Source organism: Heyndrickxia sporothermodurans, from assembly GCF_003055045.1.
In the GTDB taxonomy this organism is placed as follows: Bacteria; Bacillota; Bacilli; order Bacillales; family Bacillaceae_C; genus Heyndrickxia; species Heyndrickxia sporothermodurans.
In genome coordinates this window covers 1-24,778 of the sequence record NZ_NAZB01000059.1, presented here as the reverse complement: position 1 = coordinate 24,778, position 24,778 = coordinate 1, and the positions used below count along the sequence as shown (strand labels likewise).

The window sequence follows — 24,778 nt, the reverse complement described above, 5'->3', positions numbered from 1 at the left end:
ATATACACTAGAACATGAAAGAATTCCACCAAAAACGCCAAATATGAATGCTCACATTGAGTCTTTTCATAGAATTTTTGAAGATGATTGTTTATCAAGATGGCAATTTGAAACGTATGCACAAGCCTATGAATCAGTCGCAGAGTTTATGGTGTTTTATAACGAAAGACGCATGCATTCTAGTATTTTAGACTTATCGCCAAATGAGTTTTATGAACAGCAACAATGTGAAAACGTGAAAATCAAAGAGGTACGGGTTTAATCGCCCCTTCCATTTTTTCTTCCTTTTGTCCCAAAAATTATTTCAGCCATTTCTGGAATGGAATCAAGGGCGACGATAGTCGGGCGAAGCCTTTACCCTTGAAGGAATGGAAGCAATGGCTATGATCTCAAAAGGACAAAAGGAAACGAAAAAGAATGTAATTTTAAGATAAAGTGAGATTAAGAGAAATACTGTCCAAAATTCGGGGGTTAATCCGTATTGTTCTAGAAGCCATTCCATTTATTCTTATTGGAGTTATTGCTTCATCTATAATACAATCCTTTGTTACAGAAAAAATGCTACAAAAAATCTTACCTAAACATGCTTTTCTAGCTATGCTTCCTGCAATGTTAGTAGGGGCAATTTTCCCTGTTTGTGAATGTGCTATCATACCTATTGTTCGAAGGCTCATAAAAAAAGGACTACCTAATCATATTGGAATTGTATTTATGTTAACGGTCCCGATCTTAAACCCAATCGTATTTATTGCCACTTATTTTGCTTTTCAAAATAACTCCTATTTGTTATATGGAAGAATGGGATTAGCCTGTGCTGTCGCTTTCATTGTAGGTTCTTTCGTTTACGTTTTTTTTAAAAACAAAGATATATTAAAAATTTCTCTTCCAATAGAAGGTAGTCATTTTAGTAACTTAGAAAGAAATCGGTTTAGTAAGATTTTAAAGCATGCTGGTGATGAATTCTTTGATACTGGAAAGTATCTACTCATTGGTGCTTTATGTGCAAGTTTGTTTCAGACATTTCTTGATAGGAACTTATTAATTTCTATTGGAACAAATGAAGTTACTGCACCTACTGTAATGATGGGCTTTGCCTATGTTTTATCTCTTTGTTCAGAAGCTGACGCCTTTGTTGCTGCTTCTTTTAATAATACTTTTACAATCGGATCTTTGCTTGCTTTTCTAGTTATGGGACCAATGTTAGATATTAAGAATACTATTATGTTATGTGCTTACTTCCGAGTAAAATTTGTAGTTCCATTTATTCTAGTAACCTGCGTAAGTATCTATTTCCTATCCAGATTATTTGAATGGATATTTTTCTAAGGGGTGAGAAAATGAACGAGCAAAGATTAAGGACACACACTCTACTCAAAGGAGTCATCTTATCAGGCTTTACTCTCCTTTTATTTAAGATGTTATTAAGTGGTAACATCACTTACTTAATTGCTCCAAAAATGTATCCTTACCTATACTTCACCACGGTTGTATTATTTCTTTTAGGAGTTTTACAAATTTTCAAATGCACTTCAGATAAACCGAGTTTTGATTGTGAATGTTGTGAAGAACATCGGCCACCTAAAAATACTTTATGTTCTTTATTCTTATATTCATTATTTATCTTACCAATAGTCACTGGCTTCTTGTTTGCTGATCATATATTAGGTAGCTCATTAGCAAAGAATCGCCAAATACAATACAATACAAATTCTACACTATCAACTTCTAATACAGCCACTGCAAATAACGTTGACTATAATAGTGGACAAGTAACGGAAAATAACCAAAACACCACGACTGCACAGCCTCAGGAAATGTCTCAACAGGACTATAATACACTTCAGGATACATTAGAAAAGAAAAAAAGTTTTAGTGTGAACGATAAATTGTATATGCCAACAATGAACATCGTACAAGATAATCTTGACTCATTTATTGGAAAGGAAATTGAAACGACCGGTTTTGTTTATAGAGAGAAAGAATTTACAAATAAACAAATTGTTATCGCTCGTTATGTCATTACATGCTGTATAGCAGATGCATCTGTTTATGGATTAATGGCAAAAGGAGACGTTACAAAGCTAGAAGAGGATACCTGGGTTCGAGTTAAAGGAAGACTAAATAAACAGGAGTATCATTCTATGACTATTCCTGTATTTGATATTCAATCAATAGAAAAAATTAATCAACCTAAACAGCCTTATGTATACGATATAGGAATTAAAATAGATTGAACGTAATTAATGTTGGGCTTTTACGTACATTACTTTGTCTAGGCTTTAAATTTGAAAATTGAAAATATCCTATTGTTGCTTTTGAGAACTCCCCTTAAACAAGTAAAGGATATGCAAAATAAGTGCATACCCTTTACTACTTTTATTTAAGATTGATTTTTAATCAGCTTTTCAAGATTTTTTTCCATCACCTTTATATAATCAAGACCATTTTCCTGGTCCTCATCGCTTAGTCCTTCAAGTGTATTTAGAACCTCTGTTTTGGCCCCAATTTCATTTGCAAGAGTTTTGGCAACTGCTGGTGATGCTAGTTCTTCAAAATAAATCACCTTGACATCATGCTCTTTGGCAAATTTTTTAAGTTCAGCTAATTTTTTGGCGCTTGGCTCTTGTTCAGGTGACAATCCAGCTATTGGTACTTGTTGTAACCCATATTCACTAGCTAAATAACTAAACGCTGCGTGTTGTGTAATGATTTCTTTCTTTTTTACATTTTGTAGCTCTGTACGATATTCCTGATCTAACTGAGTTAACTTCTCCATGTATTTCTTACTATTATCCTCATAGCTATCTTTATTGCTTGGATCAGCTTTAACTAAGGCTGATGTTATATTTTGAACCTCTTGTTTCGCTAATGCAGGACTTAGCCAAACATGTGGATCCATCTCATGTCCATGCTCATGTTCTTCTTCATGTCCATGTTCCTCTTCTTCTACACCTTCAACCAATGAAATACCTTTACTCGCTTCTACAAATTCTAGTTTATCGTTATCATTTGATTTTTGTATGCTTTGTACCCAAGTTTCCATATAAGGACTATTATAAACAAAGACATCAGAGCTTTGAATGTTTGCTATGTCTTTTGGTGTAGGCTCCCATTCATGTGGCTCGATTGTAGACGGGATTAGTAATTCAACACTAGCTTTATCCCCTGCAATATTTTTCGTAAATTCATACATTGGATAGAATGTCGTAACAATCTTTAATTTCGATGTATCTTCCTGTGATTTTTTATCCCCTGACACTTGAACTGCTGTATCATTTTTATTCCCACACCCTACCATAAGCATGATAGCAGCAAATATGACTAAAATAGTTTTGAAATTTATCCCTTTCATCCTGTATCCTCTCCCCTTCTCCCTATCTTTTTCTCTTAAACGTAATCATTACGATTTAAAAACTAATTTGAATTTCAAACTTTTAATAAAGGGATTCGCATTCTTATTATTTTGTTTCTCTGTGTAAGGTGCGTCTTTTTAACCTAGGGCAATATTTCATTAACTCTATTCTGTCCGGATTGTTACGCTTATTTTTTGTCGTTATATAATTCCTGTCACCAGTTTCTGTACATGCCAAGGTTATCTTTACTCGCATTTCTCTTTACCTCCATTTATTCTTCTAATACTTTTACCATGAGGACTTTTTCACTCCAGGAATATGCCCTTTATGTGCTAATTCTCTAAATTTGATCCGCGACATTTTGAATTTGCGTAATACTCCTCTTGGCCTTCCGGTAATCTCACACCGATGTGTTAGTCTTGTTGGAGATGAGTCACGCGGTAACTTTCTTAAAGCTACATAATCTCCTTTTGCTTTTAATTCTTTTCTTAGTTCTGCATACTTCTTTACTAAGGCTTGTCTTTTGAGTTCTTTAACAATTTTTGATTTTTTAGCCATAAACTTCGTTTCCACACCTCTCTTCAATAGAATAGTACTCAAAGTTGATAAATTGTAATCATTACGATTTAAATTGTAAAATTTTATCAATTCAGTGTCTTTGTTCTGTTACCAACCATTCAAAAGGATCAACTAACTCACTCCAGTTCCCCATTTGTTCCTCTGTAGTTAATAAACAACGATCTAGCGCTTTCGTAATCCCGACTTTATCCATATCGATACCAATTAGGACGAGCTCTGTTTTTCTATCACCGTAAACAGGATCCCATTCCCTTCTCAATTCATCGTTCTCCTCAAGATACTCATCCTGTTGTTTTTTAGACAATGCGGCAACCCAATATGCAATGGGCTCTAATTGCACGGAAGGACCTGCTTGGGATAATAAAAGCGCTACGTCATTTCTCGTTGCACACCAAATGAGACCTTTTGCCCTTACAATTTCTTCTGGCATCTCTTCAATCCAATCATTCAATCTTTCTGTATGGAATGGGATACGACTTTTATAAACAAAGGAACTTATTCCATATTCCTCTGTTTCCGGAATGTGCTCTTCTGATTCTAGCTCCTTTAACCAACCAGCTGATTGACTCGCCTTGTCAAAATCAAATAGATTCGTATTTAAGATTTCCAATGGATCAATTTTCCCATTGATTGTTCTGATGATTCTTGCTTCCGGCTGTAATTTCCTTAAAAAAGATTCGAGCTGATTTAACTGATCGTTATTTAGCATATCGCATTTATTTAAGATAAGAATGTTACAAAATTCAATTTGATCAATTAATAAATCAGAAACCGTTCTCGTATCTTCACTTCCAACAGCTTGACTTCTTTCAAGTAATGAATCACCTGAAGAAAAATCGTGCCAAAATCGATTTGCATCCACAACAGTAACCATCGTATCTAGTTTACATGAATTCGTTAAGTCGATACCCAGTTGATCATCGATATAGGAAAAGGTTTGTGCAACAGGGATTGGTTCACTAATTCCTGTCGATTCAATAACAATATATTCAACGTCTCCTTGTTGAGCTAGCTTCTGAACTTCAATGAGTAAATCTTCTCTTAATGTACAGCAAATACATCCATTCGATAACTCCACTAATTTTTCTTCTGTTCTATGTAACCCTCCACCTTGCTTTACAAGTTCCGCATCAATATTGATTTCGCTCATGTCATTCACAATAACAGCTACTTTCATACCCTCCCGATTCTTTAGAATATGATTTAATATCGTTGTCTTCCCCGCACCTAAATATCCACTTAGAACTGTAACAGGTATTTTTGCTTTGTACGTATGCATATGCCCCTCCGTAAAAAAATAATAGTAATCATTACGATTTATAAATTACATTTTTTTCTAAGATTTTAAAAAATGATAGATAAAACACTTTTTATTATCGCAAATCGTAATAGTTACGATTTGAATAATACAATAAAATATTTAAAAAGTCAAAGTGTTTTTTCTTTATGAAAAAGAAATAATTAAAGTAATGAAAGTGATTATTTTTTTTATCAAAAAAACAAAAGTTTCCTTATATACCCGCACATCTAAGGGAAACTTTTTCTACAAATAGCGTATTCGAGTTTCACTTCGGATAAGCTTCATTTCAATATTCGTTTAACATCTTTAAGTTTCTTTTCAAAAAAAGAGAGTCGATAAATGTCTGGCATCGAAAGTTTCTTCCAAAAATTGAAACGATATGACGTATCAAAATAATGAAGGATTAACACCATTAGATTCCCATGGGTACCAATGACAACATTTTTCCCCTTATAAAACATTTAATGTTGCCGCGACACCTCTATTTTGGGCGACACGATTCGATTCTCCCCCTTCCCAGTGAAAATCAATATCTTCCCACACCTTCCGAATTACACTATCAAAATCATGTACAGGTTTTTCGGACAAAACACGTTCCTTAAAAGCATCCATTATTTCTATCTCGTTATCAATATATTTTGCAATACCTTCAACTGTTTGAATTGCACGTTTATATGGGCTTGAAATAACATGATGGATGCCTTCGTTTTTAAGAAGTTGAGTGACATGGGATGCATCCCTAATGCCCCTTTCTGACAGTGGTCTTCCTAACTCGTCAGGTGTAAAAAATGAATGTGCATGTCTAACTAAATACAGGTTCGTTACCACAAATATCCCACCTAATTGATCGTTTCAAAAGTTTTTTTAAAATACTTTGCAGCCTCAAGCATTCTCGGACCATACCAAAACATTTCACCATCAACTAAGATGGATGGAATGTTTTGCAGAAATTCAGCAAACTCCATTTGATGTTTCTCCTGGAAGGGAAAGGGTTCAGATGCCAGCAATAAATAATCTAAATTTGCTTGTAGGAAATCCTCTTTACTTACACTTGGATATCTCCCTTCAGACTCAGTAAACGGGTTAACAAAACCGATCCTTTCTAATAAAGAATTGATGTATGTATCTTTTCCGACGACCATATATGGTTTTCTCCAAATGACATAGGCTGCTCGTTTACCTTGGACATTCGGAAGGAATTGAAATTGAGATGTGATCGTATTAACCAGTCGGTCGGCTATTTCTGCACGATCAGTAACTGCCCCAATATCATTAATCATCCGGTAAGCTTCATCTACTGATTGTACTTCCGCGACAAAAACAGGATAATGCTTTTCCAATTCTTCAACCATTTCCTTCGTATTTTCTTCCTTTTCAGCAAGAATTAGATCTGGTTTCAACTCATGAATCACATCCAGCTTAACCTTTTTCGTACCGCCTACAATTGCAGCATTTCTTACTTTCTCTTCCGGATGAATGCAGTATTTGGTCCTTCCAACAATTTCATTTTCAAGTTGCAATGAATACACCGTATCTGTAATACCTGGACAAAGTGAAATTATTCGTTTTGGAGGATACTCATATTCAATCAATCTACCGAGATGATCTTTCGTTGTTTTTATCAAAATAATATCCCCTTCCTGTTTTGTTGGATACCGTTTATACTCTAAGTTATTTTATTAAAAAATTACTTAATTTTCAAAACAAATGAGTTTTTAAGCATGATAGTAGTCAGCCCAGCACTAACGGCGTATAATTTCTATGTATGTAAAAATGCGGGAGGAATTCATCATGGGTGAACTTTCAAAGACGAGATCCGTTCTTCTAATCACATTCCTAGTTTTAGTATGGGGGTTATGCTGGCCAATTTATAAAATTGCGCTAAATTACACCCCACCTATCCTGTTTTCTGGAATGCGTACTTTATTAGGAGGAATATTACTACTTCTCATTACCTTTCCAAGATATAAACAAATTCATTTCAAAGAGAATTGGCATATTTATTTAATTTCAACGATATTTAATGTCATTTTATTTTTCGGACTACAGACCGTAGGATTGCAATACTTACCATCCGGTTTATTTTCTGTTATTGTCTATTTCCAGCCTGTTTTAGTCGGTTTCCTTGCATGGGTATGGCTTGGTGAAAAAATGTCCGGATTAAAAATCAGCGGCCTTGTTTTAGGTTTTCTTGGTGTTGTAGTTATTAGCTTTAAGAGCTTTAGTGCCGAATTATCAATTGTGGGTGTAGTATTGGCTCTTATAACAGCAATCAGCTGGGCAATAGGTACCGTGTTTTTGAAAAAGGCGGGGGCAAAAGTGGACGCTCTTTGGCTTGTAACGATTCAATGTGTTATAGGTGGCCTGGTCATGACCGGCGCCGGATTAGAACAAGAGAGCTTTTCCGCGATCCAATGGTCAGCACCTTATTTATCAGGTCTATTCTATGGAGCTATATTCGGAATTCCGTTAGCGTGGCTTACTTATTTTACCCTTGTCCGATCAGGAGAAGCAAGCAAAGTAGCAACGTATACTTTCCTTGTCCCACTAATCGCACTCGTGGTTGGAACCATTTTTCTACATGAACCAGTTACCATTTATTTAATTATTGGTCTGATTCTAATTGTCTTTAGTATTTATTGTGTGAATCATACGCCAAAGGTACAGCGTGTTCAAAGCATTCAAGTGGGATCATCTAGTGAAAATATGTAAGATAATTAAGAAAAAAAGCTCTACTTTTTATTAACGGGTTCGGTTATTGGGTAGAAAACGTTAATTAACAACCTCATCGGGGATACAATTCGTATATGAATTGGTGTCCCCCTTTTTGTTGTTATAACAACGATTAAACGAATTTAACATAATAATTAACACTTCAACACGCATACAAATTGATGCCACCGCATAAATTTTTGCAGTGTTGTTAAAACCCACGCTAAAACTATTGTGGATTGGGTTGTCCAAGGTCCAAATACTAATAGCATTGATAATGAGATTTAAGGCGCTGGCACGCTGTAATTGATCTTGTAATGCTCTTTCCCTAAGTTCCCCCTGTTTCCCAAAGAAAATAGCCAGTGCCAATGCATTCATAGCTACTCCTTTATTTAATCCACGTTGAATTCGTCGACGCAATGTTTCGCTAGAAATATAATCTAATATAAACAAGATCTTATCTATACGCCCCATCTCTCTTAAAGTTGTCGCAAGGCTATTTTGATGGGAGTAAGAACCTAGTTTTCCCATGATGAGAGAAGCAGAGACCGTTCCTTCACGAATAGAATGTGCCAACCTTAATACATCATCAACGACAGTGTCGCCCTTACGTAATACTTTTAGAAGTTCGTCCAACTTCGGCCGGTTTTTCCTTTTGCCGGATTCTTTTTCTTCAAAAATTTCGTCTACTTCATAATGATTCAATGCATCGAGTTGTAATGATAATGACTGATCTTGCGTACTTACACGAGCATAACCAAATTTTAATATGAATCTCCCCTTTCTACACACATTAATTATACCAAAAAGGGTTTTAAGGCATAGGTATTGGTTTTTTGTTTTTGGTTATAGTTTTGGTTATGTGTTTAGGTAGTTTTTAAGACTTTTAGAGAATTTCACACAACATAACCAAAAACGGTCGTTTTCGGTTATAAACGTCTTATCATGTTCAGCTCATAATATCTTTTTGAAATGCCGTACTCTACCTTAATCCAATAAAAAGATAAATAGCCGTTCCCCATATAAAGAGAGCTGAGCATTTATTGAAAATAATCATAAAGTTTCCTGTGCCGTCTAGCTTTCTCATAACTGTACCTGCTAGTGTCAGTCCAAAGAACCAAATCCAAGATACTGTGATACAGGTTACAGTGAAGAGTACTTGCTCTGTCCCGACATACTTTAATGCACTTGTTCCAATAACTCCCACTATATCTAAAATTGCATGTGGATTTAGTAAAGATACAGACAAGGCAAAGAGGATTTGTTTATTCATCGATAACGCTTTACTCGATGTAGAAGTTGTAGGTTCAGATCGCCAAATAGAGTAACCCATATAAAGTAAAAACAAAATGCCTATAATTATCAAGCAAAGTCGCATCCATTCGAATTGCAAGACGATGATTGATAATCCAAAGACAGCTAAAAGTATCAAAAACGTATCACATACTGCTGCTGTAATTGTTGCAGGAAGTGCACTAAGTAGCCGTGGTTGTGTAGCACCTTGTGAAAATACAAATACATTTTGTACCCCTAAAGGTAAAATGAGTCCAAATGCGAGTATAATCCCATGAATAATTGCTTCCATATTATCATCTCCCTTTCACTTATACTGTAACTATGTTACAACTAAAAGAAAACAACCAATTGGATGGCTTTTTATCCAACCAATTTAGAGAGGAAGGTTTTTATGCATTGGAAGCCAGATAGGCAGTCCCATCTTACAGTTCATGTGCAAATCGTAGAATGGATGAAGACTCGCATTGAACGGGGGGATTGGACAGTTGGTACTAAACTTCCGACACAGCGTCATCTAGCAGCACAATTTGAAGTGAATCGAAGCACAATTAATCTTGTCCTAGATGAATTAAAAGCAGATGGTTTGCTTGAATCGAAAATAGGTTCAGGTACATTTGTAGCAAATAATTCATGGAATGTCCTTTTAGATAAATCACAGCCCAATTGGCAGCAACACATTGAAGCTAGTATTCACAAACCAAACTACCATACGATTCAACTGATTAATGAATGTGAGCAAAATGATAACATCATACGTCTTGGTACTGGTGAGTTATCCCCTGAGCTACTTCCAACAAAACAAATTGAACACTCATTGAAATCACTTTCATTGGAATCCAGAGCAATCGGATACTCAGAACCACAAGGTAGTAAAAAGCTACGAAGTATTTTGTGTGAGTATTTAAAGAAAAGGGGCATTGAAACCGCACCGGAAAATATTTTAATTGTTTCAGGTGCACTTCAAGCGCTTCAATTGATTGCCGTAGGATTACTTGAAGAAGGGGCGATTATCTTTCAAGAGCACCCATCGTATTTAAATTCAATCCATCCATTTCAATCTGCTGGGATGCGTATGATACCTGTTCAGCGTGATGACAATTTAACCAACACATTACGAGTTGCCAAAAGAAAAAGACAATCCCTTTTTTACTGCGTGCCAACGCTACATAATCCGACAGGTCGCAATTGGACAATAGAGGAAAGGAAAGCCCTATACAGTACGTGTAAGCAACTACAAATCCCGATTATTGAAGATGATGTGTATCATGAACTGTTATTCGAATCATCTTCTCCTGCACTAAAGTCATTCGATCAATCGGGGCAAGTATTGTATGTAGGGAGTGTTTCGAAAACGCTAAGTCCTGGATTACGTATAGGATGGATAGTAGCTCCTGAGCCGGTTATCCAACGGTTAGCAGATATTAAAATGCAAACAGATTACGGTTCAAGTGCTTTTTCCCAAGAAATTGTTGCACACTGGATCGCGACTGGATTATATGAATCGCATATTCTCCAACTCCGCGAACAATTGAAATTAAGGGCTACTTTTGTAGAAGAAATTTTAGAACAGCAATTTCAGCACATCGCAACGTGGGAAAAGTCTGAGGGAGGTTTCTATATATGGCTTCGATTCAATGAACCTATTGTGAATAAGGCATTATTTCTGAATTTACTCAAGAAAAATGTACTTATCAATCCCGGTTACATTTACGATACAAGCGATTTACATCACATTCGCCTTTCCTATGCTTATGCATCATTAGAGGAATTAAAGGAAGGGTTGAATATTTTAATGGAACTAACCCGTCGCTAATTCACACTTATTTTATGTGTTATTTTGCACATCAACAGAACAAATTCTATAGAATCAGAATTTTATTTATAAACTACAATAAAAAATAGCAAGTGTGTGTTTTTTTATTTTGTTCAGCAATCGGACCAATAATTGAACAACACTAGATTTTAAAATGACAGCGTCGTTGTTTGTTATTGAGGGAAAAGAGTTTATAGGAAGAAAATTTAACAACAATTAATTTGAACACCGTTCTATGTATGCGGACATTTTCCAATGGGAAGATTTGATTTATAAAACTGATATGACTGGGTAAGCGAATTAAAACTTTCTAAGAAAGAGCAACTTGGCGAAATAGACGCATTATTTACAAATGGTTCCCCTAAGTCATTTAAGAATGGGATGGCAAACAAATTACCAATAGGTGCGAAAATTTATTCCGCAAAAGAGCGTGGAGACATTTTAATTGCTGAATACAATGGTGAAGAGAAATATTATTTAGCTCTTGTCGAAGGGTAAATGAGGACGAATTTGATAGATTTCTTATTGATCAATTTGATTATTGACTGAATTTTCATTCATTTCGCAAGGGAAATAATCAAAACAAGTGGCTGGAGTTATCAAATTTACTCATTATTTTAATAGCCTTTATACATATTGTGGTAAAATTAAATAATCGATGATATGAGGTGATTCGTTTGGTTGTAAATGTAGTAATCATACTTATTTTGGCTTTAGCTGTTTTCGCTTCAATTGCTGCGTGGATAAATACGCATACTATTTTAAAAGACTTATCAGAAATAAAGGATCAGTTAGGTATCAAAGAAATACGGAAACCTTCCTTTTTTGATAAAGATCTGGATAATGACTAAATAAATATATCTATTAAGTCTGAAAACCTAAAACGTAGAAAGACCTCAATAATGAAGGATACTAACAAATCCTCCAATATTGAGGTCTCATTTTCCAACATTCTTTTTATCTTTACTCTTCCCTCTGATATAACTAATTGTCCAATAAACTATCAAAAGAATAATCCAGTATCCTGCTTTCTAAGACGTGAAAACACTGGAGATCTTAAAGAAAATAAGTTATTAATGTAACTCGAATAGAATTACGATAATTGGAGGAAAGATGGAATGGGTATGAGAATGCATAGACGGAGAATTTCCGGTTAATGTATAAAGAGAAGGCTTAAAAAGCAGAAATAGACGGAGGTATTCAGGTTAACATCCCTAAATAAGTCAAAATCCAAAGAATTGTATAATATAGTCGGAAAAGCTTCCCTTATTTTTAAGGAAATATGGGTATTTTCCAATTTAAACGGAATTTCTCCGCTTATTATCAAACATAGATAAATCAACATTCAGTTATAACAACCAAAATCAAATAACTTGTCAGATAATCTGATTCATTGGCAGGAGAATGACAATATACCATGGTAATTGCATCTATTTTAGCAATTCAATTTTTAGATAGAGAAGATCTATTCGCAAATTGTTATTTGCTATGTGATTTATTGTGCGATTCTATATGCTAATTCGTTCAAAACATTGATACAGCAAAAAAATAGGGTGAGAAAAATCCCTTCGATTTCGCACCCTATTTGCATTGTTCTTTACTGTTTTGCACCTTAAAAGAAAACCCGTTAGAGGTTTGTCTTTTATGATACCTTTTGAACGTTCATTTCATTACCTTCTAACCGGTTCTTCCTCATTTCAGCTGAAGCTGTGAAAAGAACATCTGTTGAAGAGTTAAGTGCTGTTTCACAAGAATCTTGTAATACCCCAACAATAAAGCCTACACCAACAACCGTCATAGCTACATCATTCGGGATTCCGAAAAGACTGCATGCTAGTGGAATTAAAAGTAAAGAACCACCAGCTACCCCTGATGCTCCACAAGCACAAACAGCAGATAGAACACTAAGAATAATAGCTGTTGGGATGTCGACTTGGATGTTTAACGTATGAACTGCAGCAAGTGTTAACACAGAAATTGTTACTGCTGCACCTGCCATATTGATCGTTGCGCCTAGCGGAATCGAAACGGAATAAGTATCCTTGTCTAAACCTAGTTTATCGCATAATTTCATATTCACTGGAATGTTTGCTGCGGAACTGCGTGTAAAAAATGCTGTAATCCCACTTTCCTTGATGCAAGTTAACACGAGTGGATATGGGTTTTGACGAATACATACGTAAACGATGATTGGATTAACAACTAGCGCTACGAAAATCATGCACCCGATTAATACAGCAAGTAATTTTCCGTAACCAAGCAATGATTCTAGTCCATTTGCAGTAATTGATTCAATTACTAACCCCATAATTCCAAATGGCGCAAATTTTATTACCCATGTAACAATTTTTGAAACGGCATCAGATACATTGGAAATCATTGTTTTCGTTGTAGCAGGGGCATTTTTTAATGCTACTCCAAGTAGGATTGCCCACGATAATATACCAATATAGTTCGCATTATATATTGCCTTAACTGGATTATCGACAATATTCAGAAGTAAAGTTTTCAAAACATCCACAACACCACCTGGGGCTGTCAACTCTGCATTCCCAGTAGCTAGTTTCAAGCTTACTGGAAAAATAAAACTTACTATAACGGCAGTAAGTCCTGCTAGAAAAGTTCCTAAAAGATAGAGAACGATAATCGATTTCATATTCGTCTTTTGTCCACTCTTATGTTGTGCGATGGCTGACATGACCAAGAATAAGACCAATATTGGTGCAATCGCTTTTAGAGCCCCTACAAATAAAGAGCCTAGAATAACAAAAGGCTTCGCTATACTCGGGAGGGTGATGGCTAATATAATCCCAATAATTAAACCTACGATTATTTGCTTAACTAAACTAATTTGATTCCATTTTTTCACTAGATTCATTGTGTGTCCCCCCTGTTGTATGTAAACCTACAATCCTCTATAGAATATTGTAAGAATACTTATAATATTAGTTTATATTTAATAATATTGTAATGAATATTTAGATATATTACAATAACTTTATTATTTTTGCTAAAAAATATAGGTTTACTTAAGAGATAAAAAAGAACGCTGAAGATATCAGCGTTCAACTAACTTATAATCTATAATTTTTTTACTTGCCATTTTAATTAAACTACAAGAAGAATAACAACAAAATAAATAATCATCGCAAAGAATCCCACAGGTATAGCAAAACGTGCATATTGTAGACTCGTAATTTTAAGCTTTCCAGCCGAAATGATATTCGGAATGTTCCCTGGGATCAGCATTCCACCACTAATGATCAAACCTAATAATAATGCCTGAATTGTTGATGGACTCATCGCCGGACTTACCTCTGCGGCAGCCAGTGTTGCATTATCTAAAATCGCAGAAATAATGTTAATCCAGTACATGATGAATGGATGCAAGTCTAATAGATATTTTTCGATAAAAGGTTGAAATCCCGCTCCTAACAATGTTAAAGCCATGACAAACAAATATATTTTTAAGCTGCGAATAATAATTTCGGCATAAGATTCTTTTTGCGAAGATATCGTTTTTTCAATATCATTCAATGCATTCGCTTCGGCAGCTGATGCTACCTCATTTTGTGCCAAAATCGCAGCAGACTCTTCACGTGACTTAACCATGAATGCGGCCAAAACGCCAAAAGCTGCAACACCCGGGATGACATATACGCCAATTGATTTCAGCAAATAAAAGAAGCTTTCATCCAGTTTACTTACAACAATTGTTGAAAGTGGTTCTCCAATTGGAGTAAGGACAGCCCCCATTCCAATTGCAAAACAAGCCAAAACTACTAAGCGAATTTCTGATTGTCGATCAATCTTTAATACACTTACAACCGCTACAAGAATAATTGCAGCAATAATGGCAGTGATGACACTGGAAATTAATCCAAGGATGATCACAAATAAGGCAATAAACAATCGATATGGCATCGCTTTACTGATCCCTAAAATTCCTTTTTCAATCGGCCCCTGGAACCATCGAAACAATAAACCTGCAACAAGAACAGCTAGTGTAATATTAATCGGATGGACCAACGCCTCTTTCACAAGATGCCAATCTAATGCTTGACTAACTAGAACTGACAGAACCCCCATAATAAATAAGAATACTTCTAAATTTTTTTCCACCACATGTGTAAATGGCAGTAGCAGTACAAGCAGCAAGATGATGGATAAACCAATAATCATTAAGCAAAGTCCTCCCCTTTTATCTATTGATTATTTCTAAAAAATATAAAAAAGCCTGTCACTAAGGGACATACGTATCCCTTGGTGACAGGCTCCTCCAATAAAGTTAATGGTATTTAATTTTTGTGTTTTAGATGTGATATTTTTCGTTTAAAAAACAATTAAATTTTATCAACTAGTATTATATTAACAGTAACTAGTCATTTTTACAAGGTTTATTTTATCGGAATACTCAGACCGCCAAAATATTAAATTAACAATACATTAAGTTCACTATTAGAAAATATTATTATTTTGTAGAGTGAAAAGTGCTTCATAAGAAACAATAGGATGCCGCAGCATCCTATTGTACATTTTTTTCACATATTTAATTAAAAGTCTGCATTTCCTGGTGTACGAGGGAATGGGATGACATCGCGGATGTTCTTCATTCCGGTTAAATACATGACAAGTCGTTCAAACCCAATTCCATAGCCTGAATGCTTTGTACCACCGTATTTTCTAAGCTCAAGATACCACCAGTAATCTTCTTCAGACATACCAAGTTCTTTAATTTTATTTGCAAGGACCTCTTCTCTTTCCTCCCGTTGGCTTCCCCCGATTAACTCGCCAATACCAGGAACCAATAGGTCAGTTGCAGCTACTGTCTTACCGTCATCATTTGCTCTCATATAAAATGCCTTAATTTCTTTCGGATAGTCGGTTACGAAGACCGGACGCTTATAAATTTCCTCGCTTAGATAACGTTCATGTTCCGTTTGCAAATCCGTTCCCCATTCAACAGGGTAGTCAAATTTCTTACCAGAGTTCTTTAATATATCAACAGCTTCAGTATAAGTAACCCTTCCAAAATCGGATTCTAAAGCATTTTTCAATCTTTCAATTAGCGTCTTATCAATAAAGCTATTAAAGAAGGCCATTTCTTCAGGTGCTTCTTCAAAAACGTAATTAATTACATACTTAACCATTTCTTCTCCGAGGTCCATGATATCCGGTAATTCTGCAAAAGCCACTTCCGGCTCGATCATCCAGAATTCTGCGGCATGTCGTGCCGTATTAGAATTTTCTGCTCTAAATGTTGGACCAAAGGTATACACATTACGGAAAGCAAGAGCAAAAGTTTCCGCATTTAATTGACCGCTAACGGTTAAGTTGGATTCTTTGCCGAAGAAATCAGCACTTTCGTCCACTTTTCCGTCCTCGTTTTTTGGAAGCTGGTTCAAATCCATTGATGTTACACGGAACATCTCCCCCGCGCCTTCTGTATCGCTTCCGGTAATAATAGGTGTATGCACATAGACAAATCCTTTTTCTTGAAAGAATTTATGAATGGCGTACGATGCAAGGGATCGTACTCTGAAAACGGCGGAGAAGGTATTGGCTCTCGGACGTAAATGAGCGATTGTTCTTAAATATTCAAGAGAATGTCTCTTTTTTTGCAAAGGATAAGCTGGATCCGATAATCCTTCAACAACAATTTTTGTCGCTTTAATTTCAAATGGCTGTTTCATTTCAGGAGTTGGAACAAATTCACCTTCTACTAAAACGGAAGAGCTAATAGGTAACTTCGTGATTTCTTTGAAGTTATCGAGGGTATCTTCAAAAACGACTTGTACACTCTTAAAGAATGTTCCGTCGTTTAATTCCATAAAACCAATGGTTTTAGAGTCGCGAAGAGTTCGAATCCAACCCGAAATTTGCACAGTTTGTTCGTTAAATTTTTCTTGATTTCTGTATAAATCTTTTACTACGGTCTTTATCATAATTAGCCTCCATATGGTAATTTTTCACAATAAAAAAGCCTTCTATCCCATAAAAAAGGGACGAAAGGCTAACTTCCGCGGTACCACCCAAATTGTCATAATATGACCAACTTTAAAGCGACTATTGCTTATCCAGTCCATAACGTGCTGGTAACGTCTAAGCCTACTTAAGTTATCCCTTTCGGTTAGAACTCAAAGGTGTTCTTCATTCATGCTTCATCACCAGGCTTCCACCGTCCCCGGCTCGCTATCGAATATAGCAAAAACTACTTTCCTTTTCATCGATTTAAAAATATGTAATTTTAAAAATGACTTATTATTGTAATAATCTATCACAAAACATAATCCTTTGTCTAGTTGCCCCCTAAGATATATACCGAAAGCTTTATTGGTCAAACATTTTAACGTATGCGGATCAATATAAGCTGTAATTGATAAACAGGATTGAGCAATAGACAAAGTCGTTAATTTAACAATATCTGAACTTCGGGAAATCCTTTATTACATCAAACCAACTAGGATACCTTATTCTACTCAAAAATTCCAATGATTGTATACATCACAGCTTTCAACTTTCAATCATCTTGAATAATTCGTGACAATTATGTCCTTTTATAAATGAACATTTTATGAAGTACATCACAATATGCTGTTTTTATTAATAAAACATATTAAGATGGTGTCAAATTGGTTTACCAGTAAATATTAGGATTCATAGGTACCTATATCCATCATTAGAAAGGAGTTTCATTTATGAGAATGAAATGGTTAACCTTACCAATGGTTTCCGTACTCATGATTGTACTATCAGGCTGCGAACCATTAATGGTCCTTGATCCGAAAGGTCCGCAGGCAGAGACACAGGCGAATGATATTATCGCTTCTATTCTAATTATGTCATTTATTGTTATTACGGTTTTCGGATTACTCATTTATATGTTAATCAAATACCGTGCTTCAAAGCAAAGCAAGGATTATGAACCACCTTATGTAGAAGGGCATCCATTGGTTGAGGCGATTTGTGTAGGTATTCCAGTGATCATTGTCACTACGCTTTCAATCATGTCGGTGATATCCAACTATAAGGTAGAAGCAACGCCAAAAGGTTATGAAAATCAGGAACCTCTTGTCATATATGCAGCTTCATCCAATTGGAAATGGCATTTTAGTTATCCGGAAGAGGAAATTGAAACAGTCAATTATTTATATATTCCAACAAATAGACCAATTGAGTTTAGATTATATTCATATGGCCCAATTACAAGTTTCTGGATTCCTCAGCTTGGAGGACAAAAATATGCCATGTCAGATATGATAACAAAATTACACTTGGCCGCAGATGTTCCAGGTGAACTCATGGGACGTAATGCTAATTTTAGCGGTAAAGGTTTTGCGGAAAATACATTTAATGTAAAAGCAATGTCTGAAGCAAAATTTCAGGAATGGGTTCAAGAAGTAAAAGAAACAGCTAAGCCTTTAACTGAAAAGAAATTTAATCAATTATTGGAACCAGGTCATGTTGGACAATCCACTTACACTGGTACCCATTTAGAATTTGCGCCTGCTCCAGAAGGCGAACACGCAGGACATAATCATTCGAGCACGAAAGAAGAGAATGATGAAAACCATGATTCCAATGAAGAATCATCGCACGATCATTAATATTTTCAAGACTACTATTTTGAAAGGAGTCTGAACAAAATGGACTTTTTCGATAGATTTGCTATCCCAAACCCGAGTATTGCCATCTATGCTTCCATGGTTTTGATTGGACTTACCTTACTGGCGATTCTAGTCGGACTAACCTATTTGAAAAAATGGGGCTATTTATGGCGCGAATGGTTAACGACTGTCGATCATAAACGAATTGGGATTATGTATTTAATATCTGCTTTACTTATGCTATTCCGTGGTGGAGTAGATGCCATTATGATGCGCGCACAGCTTGCCGTTCCTGATAATAAGTTGCTCGATGCACAGCATTATAATGAAATTTTCACGACACACGGAATTGTTATGATCATTTTTATGGCGATGCCTTTCATTATGGCTTTAATGAACTTCGTCGTACCATTGCAAATTGGCGCACGCGATGTAGCGTTCCCACGTTTAAATGCTTTAAGCTTTTGGTTATTCTTTATGGGTGCGATGCTCTTTAATATATCCTTTGTTATCGGTGGTTCACCTGATGCGGGATGGACTTCATACTTCCCATTAGCCGGTAATGAGTTCAGTGAGTCGGTCGGCTCGAATTACTATATGATCGCGATTCAAATTGCAGGTCTCGGTACGTTAATGACAGGAATCAATTTTATAACCACGATTCTTAAAATGAGAACAACTGGTATGACCTTAATGAGAATGCCAATGTTCACATGGGCAAGCTTAATTACAAACGCGATAATTGTCTTTGCGTTCCCAGTTCTAACGGTTTTACTCCTTATGGGGACGATGGACCGGCTTTTTGCCACCAATTTCTTCACTACAACAAATGGTGGAATGGATATGCTTTGGGCAAACCTGTTTTGGGTTTGGGGACATCCAGAGGTGTATATATTAATCTTGCCTGCCTTTGGAATTTATAGTGAAGTAATCTCAACCTTTTCTCGCCGTAATCTTTATGGTTATAAATCGATGGTGGCGTCAATGGTCATTATCTCGCTCATGTCGTTCCTTGTTTGGGCTCACCACTTCTTTACAATGGGGCAAGGAGCATTAGCGAATAGTATATTTTCCATTACAACAATGGCCATCGCTGTTCCGACAGGGGTAAAAATATTCAACTGGCTGTTTACACTGTGGAAAGGAAAAATTGAAATCACCACACCAATGCTTTATGCCCTACTTTTCATCCCACTCTTTACAATCGGTGGGGTTACCGGGGTCATGCTAGGAATGTCTGCGGCTGACTATCAATATCATAATACGATGTTCTTAGTGGCACATTTCCACATGGTGATTATTCCTGGTGTTGTATTTGCGATGTTAGCAGGCCTCACTTACTATTGGCCTAAAATGTTTGGCTTCATGCTGAATGAAAGAATCGGAAAATGGTCGGCATGGATCATTGGTGTTAGCACACTTGTGGCTTTTATGCCAATGTTTTTCAGCGGATTAGATGGGCAGGCGCGACGAATGTACACCTATTCTGCATCGACTGGGTTCGGACCATTGAATATGATTTCATTCATCGGTGCGCTGGGCCTAGCTGCAGGTTTTATCTTGATTGTGTATAACATTTATTATAGTACGCGATATGCATCTAGAGATATTGGTTCTGATCCGTGGAATGCACGTTCATTAGAATGGGCAACTCACACACCAGTTCCAGACTATAATTTCGCGATTTCACCGCAAGTTAAGTCTAAAGAAGCTTTTTGGGATTCAAAGAAAAATGGTGAACCATTATTTAAAGGAAAATACGAAAAAATTCATATGCCAAATTCAAGTGGAGTTCCTTTTATCATGGCGAGTATTTTCTTCGTCTGGGGCTTTACCTTCGTATTTAGTATTTGGATTCCATTAATTCTAACCACAATCGGTATCTTTGCATGTATGGCTTTCCGCTCTTTTGAAAAAGATCATGGCCATTATATTGAGGTGGAGGAAATAACAGAAACGGAAAATAGATTGGGAGGTAAAGCAATATGAAAATAAATCCATCGCTCCCTCTTGAATATCAAACAGAAGAAAATCGTTTGAAGATCCTTGGTTTTTGGATTTTCTTAGGCGCAGAAGTCATGTTATTTGCTACCCTGTTCGCATCATACTTTACTTTATATAATCGAACAGGGAATGGACCAAGTGGTGCAGAAATTTTTGAAATTACACCTGTTTTAATTGAAACCATTTTACTTTTAACAAGTAGCTTTGTAATTGGTTTAGGCATTCATGCGATGCGAATCGGTAACAAGAAGGCGATGCTCGCTTTCTTTGCCATTACCCTTCTCCTTGGTTTAGGATTTTTAGGATTTGAAATTTATGAGTTTATTCACTATGTTCATGTAGGTGCTGGATTGCAAACAAGTGCTTTTACGGCGATTCTTCTAACTACATTAGGAACGCATGGGGCCCATGTTACCTTTGGATTATTCTGGGGACTGTTCATTATTTTACAGGTAAGAAAAGATGGATTGAATCCTGAAACAGCTAATAAATCATTTATCTTTTCACTTTACTGGCATTTCTTAGATGTTGTGTGGATCTTTATATTTAGCTTCATCTACTTGAAAGGAATGATGTAATGATGAAGGAATTATTCCCATTCAAACAAGTCATGGGGTTTGTGTTTTCGCTCATCCTAACTGTTGTCGCTCTCGCCGTTTATTTCTGGGATATGTCATTTGCAGTTGGCATGACAATCCTCCTTGTTACTGCATTTATACAAGCCGCTGTTCAATTAGTTGTATTTATGCATGCAGGCGAAACTGAAGATAAAAAGCCTATTTATATAAATATTTATTATGGTGTATTTATTGCTTTAGTAACCATATTTGGGACCTTACTTTGTATGGTCTGGGGTTATATATAAATATATTATGTAAATTAGTTGCATAAAACAGCGCATAGATTCTATTCATCCATGCGCTGTTTCTATTTTAAATTTTATTTTTTTATAGTAGTTGCAATTTTCTTATGATGATTGGATTTCTTATGCATTTCTTCCGTGAGGACAAAGAAAACTCCCATAAGAAAAATAAAAACAGCCCCCATAACCGTTCCAAGACCAATTGCTGCCAATGTGTTGTAACCGCTCTCATAATATCCGATAGAAAAAAGAATGATGCCTACAGTCAGCAATGTACCCCCGACAAACTTAACGGTCGATAATAGTTTCATATGATCATCCTCCTTCTTTATATTATTCAATTAGTTCACATAATTGTCAAATACTTTTCAGGATTTGGATATATTTTTGTTTAAAAATTACTTGACTTATAAAAACGATCTTTGTTTTTTAGTATTATGGGGATAACCGCTGATAAACCATTATCAGCGGTCAAATAGCAACTCCAAGAAGTGCTATGGCAGGAATCCTTCTCCAGATTGTCAGTGAATATGCTTTATTAAACATAGTTAAGTGCCTTACGAAGCAAGATCCATAGTCATGCAATCCCAAGCTACTTTTTTGATGGATTATTCTTGATATTTCGCGAAAATTATCATTTTGCCGTTTTCGTTTAACCATCTTTCTATGTATAATGAACCGAAAGATAAGCTTTCTAATTTCTGCTATTGCTTTTTTATAGGCGTAACTACTGCAAATAAACTATCTGTTGGATCAGATACATTCACTTCAATGATTTTAAATCCATTCGTTCCATTTTTGCAGTCGTTGTTCTTTGTTGATTTTAACTGAATGTTACCCATTTCCTTCTCTCCTCCATATAAAATTACTCACAGTAGGCAGTATATGATGAATTTCAAAATATGTTCCATTATTTTTCTAATTTAATCATCCATTTTATATTGCAAATAAATAAGGCTGTCCGAATTCATTTTAATGTTTACCCGTAAATAAAATCAGGTTATAATGAAAATTACGTAATTTCGTATATCGAAATGATTTTTTGTAAAATTTAGCGAGGATACGGAAAAAACCGGATGCACATCTGAAATACTAATTTAATTGAAAGGCGAGGAAAAATTGAATACAAATACACCTAGTGGAAAAAAACGAATACAACTTGCTTTACTTTTAGGATCACTTGGACTTTTGGGACCTTTTACAATAGACACATACTTACCGTCCTTCCCTACTATTGTAGAAGATTTTGATACGACGGCTTCACTTGTACAAATTAGTTTAACGGCTTGTTTATTAGGACTGGGGTTAGGACAATTATTTATTGGTCCATTGAGTGATGTAAAGGGCCGTCGAAAACCTTTGTTATTTTTTCTATGCTTATACTTATTAGCTTCTATACTCTGCTCATTTGCACCTAACATCTATTTCCTTATTATTGCTCGTTTTATCCAAGGTTTTTCTGCAGCCGGAGGTCTTGTGGTCTCCAGAGCTGTTGTAAGAGACTTGTTTAGCGGAAAGGAACTGACTAAATTTTTTACATTAATGGTATTAGTCGGTAATCTTGGTCCAATCATTGCACCGGTTGCTGGAGGGATCATCCTTTCTTTTACAAAGTGGAATGGCGTTTTTATTGTATTGGCTTGTATTGGCGCTATTTTAATTTTCACAGTTTCATTGAAACTAAAAGAATCGTTGCCAGTGGAAAAACGTGTACCTAGTAACCTGCCTCAGCTTATGGGCAATTTTGGTTCATTATTTAAGGATCGCGAATTCATGGGATACGCGTTCACTCAAGGATTTACGACTGCTGGAATTTTTGCCTATGTATCTGGTATTCCATTTGTCTATCAAAATATTTACCATGTCACACCTCAACAGTTCAGTCTATTATTTGGCGTGAATGGATTAGCATTAATTATCGGAAGTCAATCGGTTGGCCGCTTTACGTATACCATTCCGGAGCGGACGTTTTTAAAGATAGGGTTAGCAATCTCTAACGTATCGGGTTTATTCTTACTCATCGCTCTACTTTTAAAAACACCGTTAATTGCAGTGGCAATCCCGATTTTCTTTTTCGTCTTATCGATCAGTATCATCGGAACGACATCTTTTACATTAGCCATTGAGTCACAAGGACATATTGCGGGCAGTGCCTCTGCACTATTAGGATTATTGCCATTTGTACTTGGCTCCTTATCGGCTCCACTAGTTGGAATCGCTGGATCGTATACTGGCATTCCAATGGGGGTTACGATCTTTGGTTCTAGTCTTCTAGCCTTTCTTTCCTATTTTGTTTTGGTTCGGAGAGGTACAATTGGGGTACAGAGGGCGAAATCTACGAAAACAAGTTTCTAAATCATCTTCACCCTGTATTCCGATCCATTTGACCTTTTATTAAAAAAATCGGCTCTCTCCTTTACGAAACGGAAGAGCCGATTTTTCGTTAATCTAATTTCCTTTGTTTGATGGTGTCCTTACCCTAACTGACGTTTAAATTTTTTACTGGCGAAGAAGTAAGCAATGACCATAATGCCGACGCACCAAGCAAGCGCAATCCAGATATCGTTGCCAACAGGACCTTCATATAATAGGGCACGAATCGCATTCACAATTGAAGTCACGGGCTGATTCTCAGCGAACACACGGACAATTTTAGGCATCGTTTCGGTCGGCACAAAGGCCGAACTGATAAATGGCAGGAAAATCAGCGGGTACGAGTAAGCTGTTGCCCCTTCCATAGACTTCGCTGTCAAGCCGGGAATGACCGCCAGCCATGTCAGCGCCAGCGTAAACAGTCCGAGTATCCCAGCTACCGCAAGCCAATCCAGAATATCCGCGTTGGAACGGAAGCCCATTAAGAGCGCGACAAGGAAAACTATCACGAGAGTCAGAGCATTGGAAACAATCGAAGTTAACACGTGAGCCCACAATACCGACGAGCGCTTGATGGGCATAGTAATGAAACGCGCCATCAGCCCGCTCTTTACATCCGTAAACAACCGTAGGGAAGTGTAGGCGACGCCGGATGCGATCGCCATTAGCAAGATTCCTGGCAATAAATAATTGACATAGTTGTCTGTTCCTGTCTTTATGGCGCCGCCAAACACGTAAACAAATAGCAGCATCATCATAATCGGCGTAATCGCCACCGTAATAATCGTATCTGGGCTGCGCATGATATTGCGCATTAAACGTCCTAGTAATACACCTGTTTTGCTTTTCATTTATATTTCCTCCTCGTATAATAAGTTT

23 protein-coding genes, 2 pseudogenes and 1 other annotated feature are annotated in these 24,778 nt (G+C 36.3%); of the genes and pseudogenes, 11 read left to right on the top strand and 14 right to left on the bottom strand.

Annotated elements, in window-relative coordinates:
• The 3 genes from B5V89_RS17810 to B5V89_RS17800 form a co-directional block, all read left to right on the top strand.
• Positions 1-262: integrase core domain-containing protein (locus B5V89_RS17810; RefSeq protein WP_142406540.1), on the top strand; the 262-nt coding region annotated here is incomplete at its 5' end.
• A gap of 173 nt (positions 263-435) precedes the next feature.
• Entirely contained in the window at positions 436-1,326 is an 891-nt protein-coding gene (locus B5V89_RS17805; protein ID WP_108073308.1) for a permease, read from the top strand.
• Between the two features lie 11 nt (positions 1,327-1,337).
• Positions 1,338-2,234: a TIGR03943 family putative permease subunit gene (locus B5V89_RS17800; RefSeq protein WP_181294707.1), complete on the top strand. Its 897-nt coding sequence runs from the start codon at positions 1,338-1,340 to the stop codon at positions 2,232-2,234.
• 146 nt (positions 2,235-2,380) lie between these two features.
• Here the strand turns inward: B5V89_RS17800 and B5V89_RS17795 are convergent, their stop codons facing one another.
• From B5V89_RS17795 to B5V89_RS17770, 6 genes and pseudogenes are all read right to left on the bottom strand, one after another.
• Positions 2,381-3,352 carry a metal ABC transporter substrate-binding protein gene (locus B5V89_RS17795; RefSeq protein WP_108073305.1) on the bottom strand — a complete coding sequence of 324 codons (972 nt, stop codon included), beginning with the start codon at positions 3,350-3,352 and terminating at the stop codon, positions 2,381-2,383.
• A gap of 106 nt (positions 3,353-3,458) precedes the next feature.
• The gene (gene rpmG, locus B5V89_RS17790; protein ID WP_084347913.1) at positions 3,459-3,608 is read right to left on the bottom strand and encodes a 50S ribosomal protein L33; all 150 of its coding nucleotides are present in this window, start codon (positions 3,606-3,608) and stop codon (positions 3,459-3,461) included.
• A 33-nt stretch (positions 3,609-3,641) separates the two neighbouring features.
• A complete protein-coding gene (gene rpsN / locus B5V89_RS17785; RefSeq protein ID WP_066235549.1) occupies positions 3,642-3,911 on the bottom strand; it encodes a 30S ribosomal protein S14 in 270 nt (89 codons plus the stop codon).
• A 91-nt stretch (positions 3,912-4,002) separates the two neighbouring features.
• A complete protein-coding gene (locus tag B5V89_RS17780) occupies positions 4,003-5,211 on the bottom strand; it encodes a GTP-binding protein (protein WP_066235552.1) in 1,209 nt (402 codons plus the stop codon).
• A gap of 302 nt (positions 5,212-5,513) precedes the next feature.
• Positions 5,514-6,060 (bottom strand): annotated as a pseudogene (locus tag B5V89_RS17775) (histidine phosphatase family protein).
• Between the two features lie 11 nt (positions 6,061-6,071).
• Positions 6,072-6,857 carry an ABC transporter substrate-binding protein gene (locus B5V89_RS17770; RefSeq protein ID WP_244913533.1) on the bottom strand — a complete coding sequence of 262 codons (786 nt, stop codon included), beginning with the start codon at positions 6,855-6,857 and terminating at the stop codon, positions 6,072-6,074.
• Positions 6,858-7,023: 166 nt separating this feature from the next.
• Between B5V89_RS17770 and B5V89_RS17765 the strand changes: the two genes are divergently transcribed.
• Positions 7,024-7,944, top strand: coding sequence for a DMT family transporter (locus B5V89_RS17765; protein ID WP_066235555.1), 921 nt, complete (start codon positions 7,024-7,026; stop codon positions 7,942-7,944).
• A gap of 213 nt (positions 7,945-8,157) precedes the next feature.
• On the opposite strand, the pseudogene B5V89_RS17760 reads toward B5V89_RS17765, so the two are convergent.
• Together B5V89_RS17760 and B5V89_RS17755 are read right to left on the bottom strand one after the other, a co-directional pair.
• Positions 8,158-8,736 (bottom strand): annotated as a pseudogene (locus tag B5V89_RS17760) (recombinase family protein); the annotation flags it as partial.
• A gap of 190 nt (positions 8,737-8,926) precedes the next feature.
• Positions 8,927-9,529: a LysE/ArgO family amino acid transporter gene (locus B5V89_RS17755; protein ID WP_066235559.1), complete on the bottom strand. Its 603-nt coding sequence runs from the start codon at positions 9,527-9,529 to the stop codon at positions 8,927-8,929.
• Positions 9,530-9,631: 102 nt separating this feature from the next.
• Between B5V89_RS17755 and B5V89_RS17750 the strand changes: the two genes are divergently transcribed.
• Complete coding sequence (locus B5V89_RS17750) at positions 9,632-11,053, top strand: aminotransferase-like domain-containing protein (protein ID WP_066235561.1); 1,422 nt, start codon at positions 9,632-9,634, stop codon at positions 11,051-11,053.
• 677 nt (positions 11,054-11,730) lie between these two features.
• Positions 11,731-11,904, top strand: a complete 174-nt coding sequence (locus tag B5V89_RS20245; protein WP_160331492.1) for a hypothetical protein — start codon at positions 11,731-11,733, stop codon at positions 11,902-11,904.
• 791 nt (positions 11,905-12,695) lie between these two features.
• Here B5V89_RS20245 and sstT read toward each other — a convergent pair.
• The 3 genes from sstT to asnS all read right to left on the bottom strand — a co-directional run bounded on the left by sstT (position 12,696) and on the right by asnS (position 16,998).
• Positions 12,696-13,931 (bottom strand): serine/threonine transporter SstT, encoded by a 1,236-nt coding sequence (sstT, locus tag B5V89_RS17740; RefSeq protein ID WP_066235563.1) that lies wholly within the window; start codon positions 13,929-13,931, stop codon positions 12,696-12,698.
• 230 nt (positions 13,932-14,161) lie between these two features.
• The gene (locus B5V89_RS17735) at positions 14,162-15,235 is read right to left on the bottom strand and encodes a DUF1646 family protein (protein WP_066235565.1); all 1,074 of its coding nucleotides are present in this window, start codon (positions 15,233-15,235) and stop codon (positions 14,162-14,164) included.
• Positions 15,236-15,606: 371 nt separating this feature from the next.
• Complete coding sequence (asnS, locus tag B5V89_RS17730) at positions 15,607-16,998, bottom strand: asparagine--tRNA ligase (protein ID WP_066235567.1); 1,392 nt, start codon at positions 16,996-16,998, stop codon at positions 15,607-15,609.
• A 53-nt stretch (positions 16,999-17,051) separates the two neighbouring features.
• Positions 17,052-17,289, bottom strand: a binding site (T-box leader).
• 462 nt (positions 17,290-17,751) lie between these two features.
• Here asnS and qoxA point away from each other — a divergent pair.
• From qoxA to qoxD, 4 genes are read left to right on the top strand one after another with little or no spacing between them, the layout of a single operon-like run.
• Positions 17,752-18,660, top strand: a complete 909-nt coding sequence (gene qoxA, locus B5V89_RS17725) for a cytochrome aa3 quinol oxidase subunit II (protein WP_066235569.1) — start codon at positions 17,752-17,754, stop codon at positions 18,658-18,660.
• A 39-nt stretch (positions 18,661-18,699) separates the two neighbouring features.
• Positions 18,700-20,649 carry a cytochrome aa3 quinol oxidase subunit I gene (gene qoxB / locus B5V89_RS17720; RefSeq protein ID WP_066235571.1) on the top strand — a complete coding sequence of 650 codons (1,950 nt, stop codon included), beginning with the start codon at positions 18,700-18,702 and terminating at the stop codon, positions 20,647-20,649.
• Positions 20,646-21,242: a cytochrome aa3 quinol oxidase subunit III gene (gene qoxC, locus B5V89_RS17715; RefSeq protein ID WP_066235573.1), complete on the top strand. Its 597-nt coding sequence runs from the start codon at positions 20,646-20,648 to the stop codon at positions 21,240-21,242. The genes qoxB and qoxC overlap by 4 nt, the downstream gene beginning before the upstream one ends.
• A gap of 2 nt (positions 21,243-21,244) precedes the next feature.
• Positions 21,245-21,529 (top strand): cytochrome aa3 quinol oxidase subunit IV, encoded by a 285-nt coding sequence (qoxD, locus tag B5V89_RS17710; protein ID WP_066235668.1) that lies wholly within the window; start codon positions 21,245-21,247, stop codon positions 21,527-21,529.
• 74 nt (positions 21,530-21,603) lie between these two features.
• Here the strand turns inward: qoxD and B5V89_RS17705 are convergent, their stop codons facing one another.
• Both B5V89_RS17705 and B5V89_RS20240 read right to left on the bottom strand, forming a co-directional pair.
• Positions 21,604-21,837 (bottom strand): hypothetical protein, encoded by a 234-nt coding sequence (locus B5V89_RS17705; RefSeq protein ID WP_066235575.1) that lies wholly within the window; start codon positions 21,835-21,837, stop codon positions 21,604-21,606.
• A gap of 393 nt (positions 21,838-22,230) precedes the next feature.
• Positions 22,231-22,368, bottom strand: a complete 138-nt coding sequence (locus B5V89_RS20240) for a hypothetical protein (RefSeq protein ID WP_160331493.1) — start codon at positions 22,366-22,368, stop codon at positions 22,231-22,233.
• A gap of 277 nt (positions 22,369-22,645) precedes the next feature.
• Here B5V89_RS20240 and B5V89_RS17700 point away from each other — a divergent pair, with 277 nt between their 5' ends.
• Positions 22,646-23,881 carry a multidrug effflux MFS transporter gene (locus B5V89_RS17700; RefSeq protein WP_107919803.1) on the top strand — a complete coding sequence of 412 codons (1,236 nt, stop codon included), beginning with the start codon at positions 22,646-22,648 and terminating at the stop codon, positions 23,879-23,881.
• A 119-nt stretch (positions 23,882-24,000) separates the two neighbouring features.
• On the opposite strand, the gene B5V89_RS17695 is transcribed toward B5V89_RS17700, so the two are convergent.
• Complete coding sequence (locus tag B5V89_RS17695; RefSeq protein ID WP_108073303.1) at positions 24,001-24,750, bottom strand: ABC transporter permease; 750 nt, start codon at positions 24,748-24,750, stop codon at positions 24,001-24,003.
• Positions 24,751-24,778 lie beyond the last annotated feature (28 nt).

Excerpts from the sequence above, each read along its gene's own strand:
- B5V89_RS17800 (WP_181294707.1), top strand. The coding sequence starts at position 1,338 with ATGAACGAGCAAAGATTAAGGACACACACTCTACTCAAAGGAGTCATC.
- B5V89_RS17795 (WP_108073305.1), bottom strand. The coding sequence starts at position 3,352 with ATGAAAGGGATAAATTTCAAAACTATTTTAGTCATATTTGCTGCTATC.
- rpmG (WP_084347913.1), bottom strand. The coding sequence starts at position 3,608 with ATGCGAGTAAAGATAACCTTGGCATGTACAGAAACTGGTGACAGGAAT.
- rpsN (WP_066235549.1), bottom strand. The coding sequence starts at position 3,911 with ATGGCTAAAAAATCAAAAATTGTTAAAGAACTCAAAAGACAAGCCTTA.
- B5V89_RS17780 (WP_066235552.1), bottom strand. The coding sequence starts at position 5,211 with ATGCATACGTACAAAGCAAAAATACCTGTTACAGTTCTAAGTGGATAT.
- B5V89_RS17765 (WP_066235555.1), top strand. The coding sequence starts at position 7,024 with ATGGGTGAACTTTCAAAGACGAGATCCGTTCTTCTAATCACATTCCTA.
- B5V89_RS17755 (WP_066235559.1), bottom strand. The coding sequence starts at position 9,529 with ATGGAAGCAATTATTCATGGGATTATACTCGCATTTGGACTCATTTTA.
- B5V89_RS17750 (WP_066235561.1), top strand. The coding sequence starts at position 9,632 with ATGCATTGGAAGCCAGATAGGCAGTCCCATCTTACAGTTCATGTGCAA.
- sstT (WP_066235563.1), bottom strand. The coding sequence starts at position 13,931 with ATGAATCTAGTGAAAAAATGGAATCAAATTAGTTTAGTTAAGCAAATA.
- B5V89_RS17735 (WP_066235565.1), bottom strand. The coding sequence starts at position 15,235 with ATGATTATTGGTTTATCCATCATCTTGCTGCTTGTACTGCTACTGCCA.
- asnS (WP_066235567.1), bottom strand. The coding sequence starts at position 16,998 with ATGATAAAGACCGTAGTAAAAGATTTATACAGAAATCAAGAAAAATTT.
- qoxA (WP_066235569.1), top strand. The coding sequence starts at position 17,752 with ATGAGAATGAAATGGTTAACCTTACCAATGGTTTCCGTACTCATGATT.
- qoxB (WP_066235571.1), top strand. The coding sequence starts at position 18,700 with ATGGACTTTTTCGATAGATTTGCTATCCCAAACCCGAGTATTGCCATC.
- qoxC (WP_066235573.1), top strand. The coding sequence starts at position 20,646 with ATGAAAATAAATCCATCGCTCCCTCTTGAATATCAAACAGAAGAAAAT.
- qoxD (WP_066235668.1), top strand. The coding sequence starts at position 21,245 with ATGAAGGAATTATTCCCATTCAAACAAGTCATGGGGTTTGTGTTTTCG.
- B5V89_RS17705 (WP_066235575.1), bottom strand. The coding sequence starts at position 21,837 with ATGAAACTATTATCGACCGTTAAGTTTGTCGGGGGTACATTGCTGACT.
- B5V89_RS20240 (WP_160331493.1), bottom strand. The coding sequence starts at position 22,368 with ATGGGTAACATTCAGTTAAAATCAACAAAGAACAACGACTGCAAAAAT.
- B5V89_RS17695 (WP_108073303.1), bottom strand. The coding sequence starts at position 24,750 with ATGAAAAGCAAAACAGGTGTATTACTAGGACGTTTAATGCGCAATATC.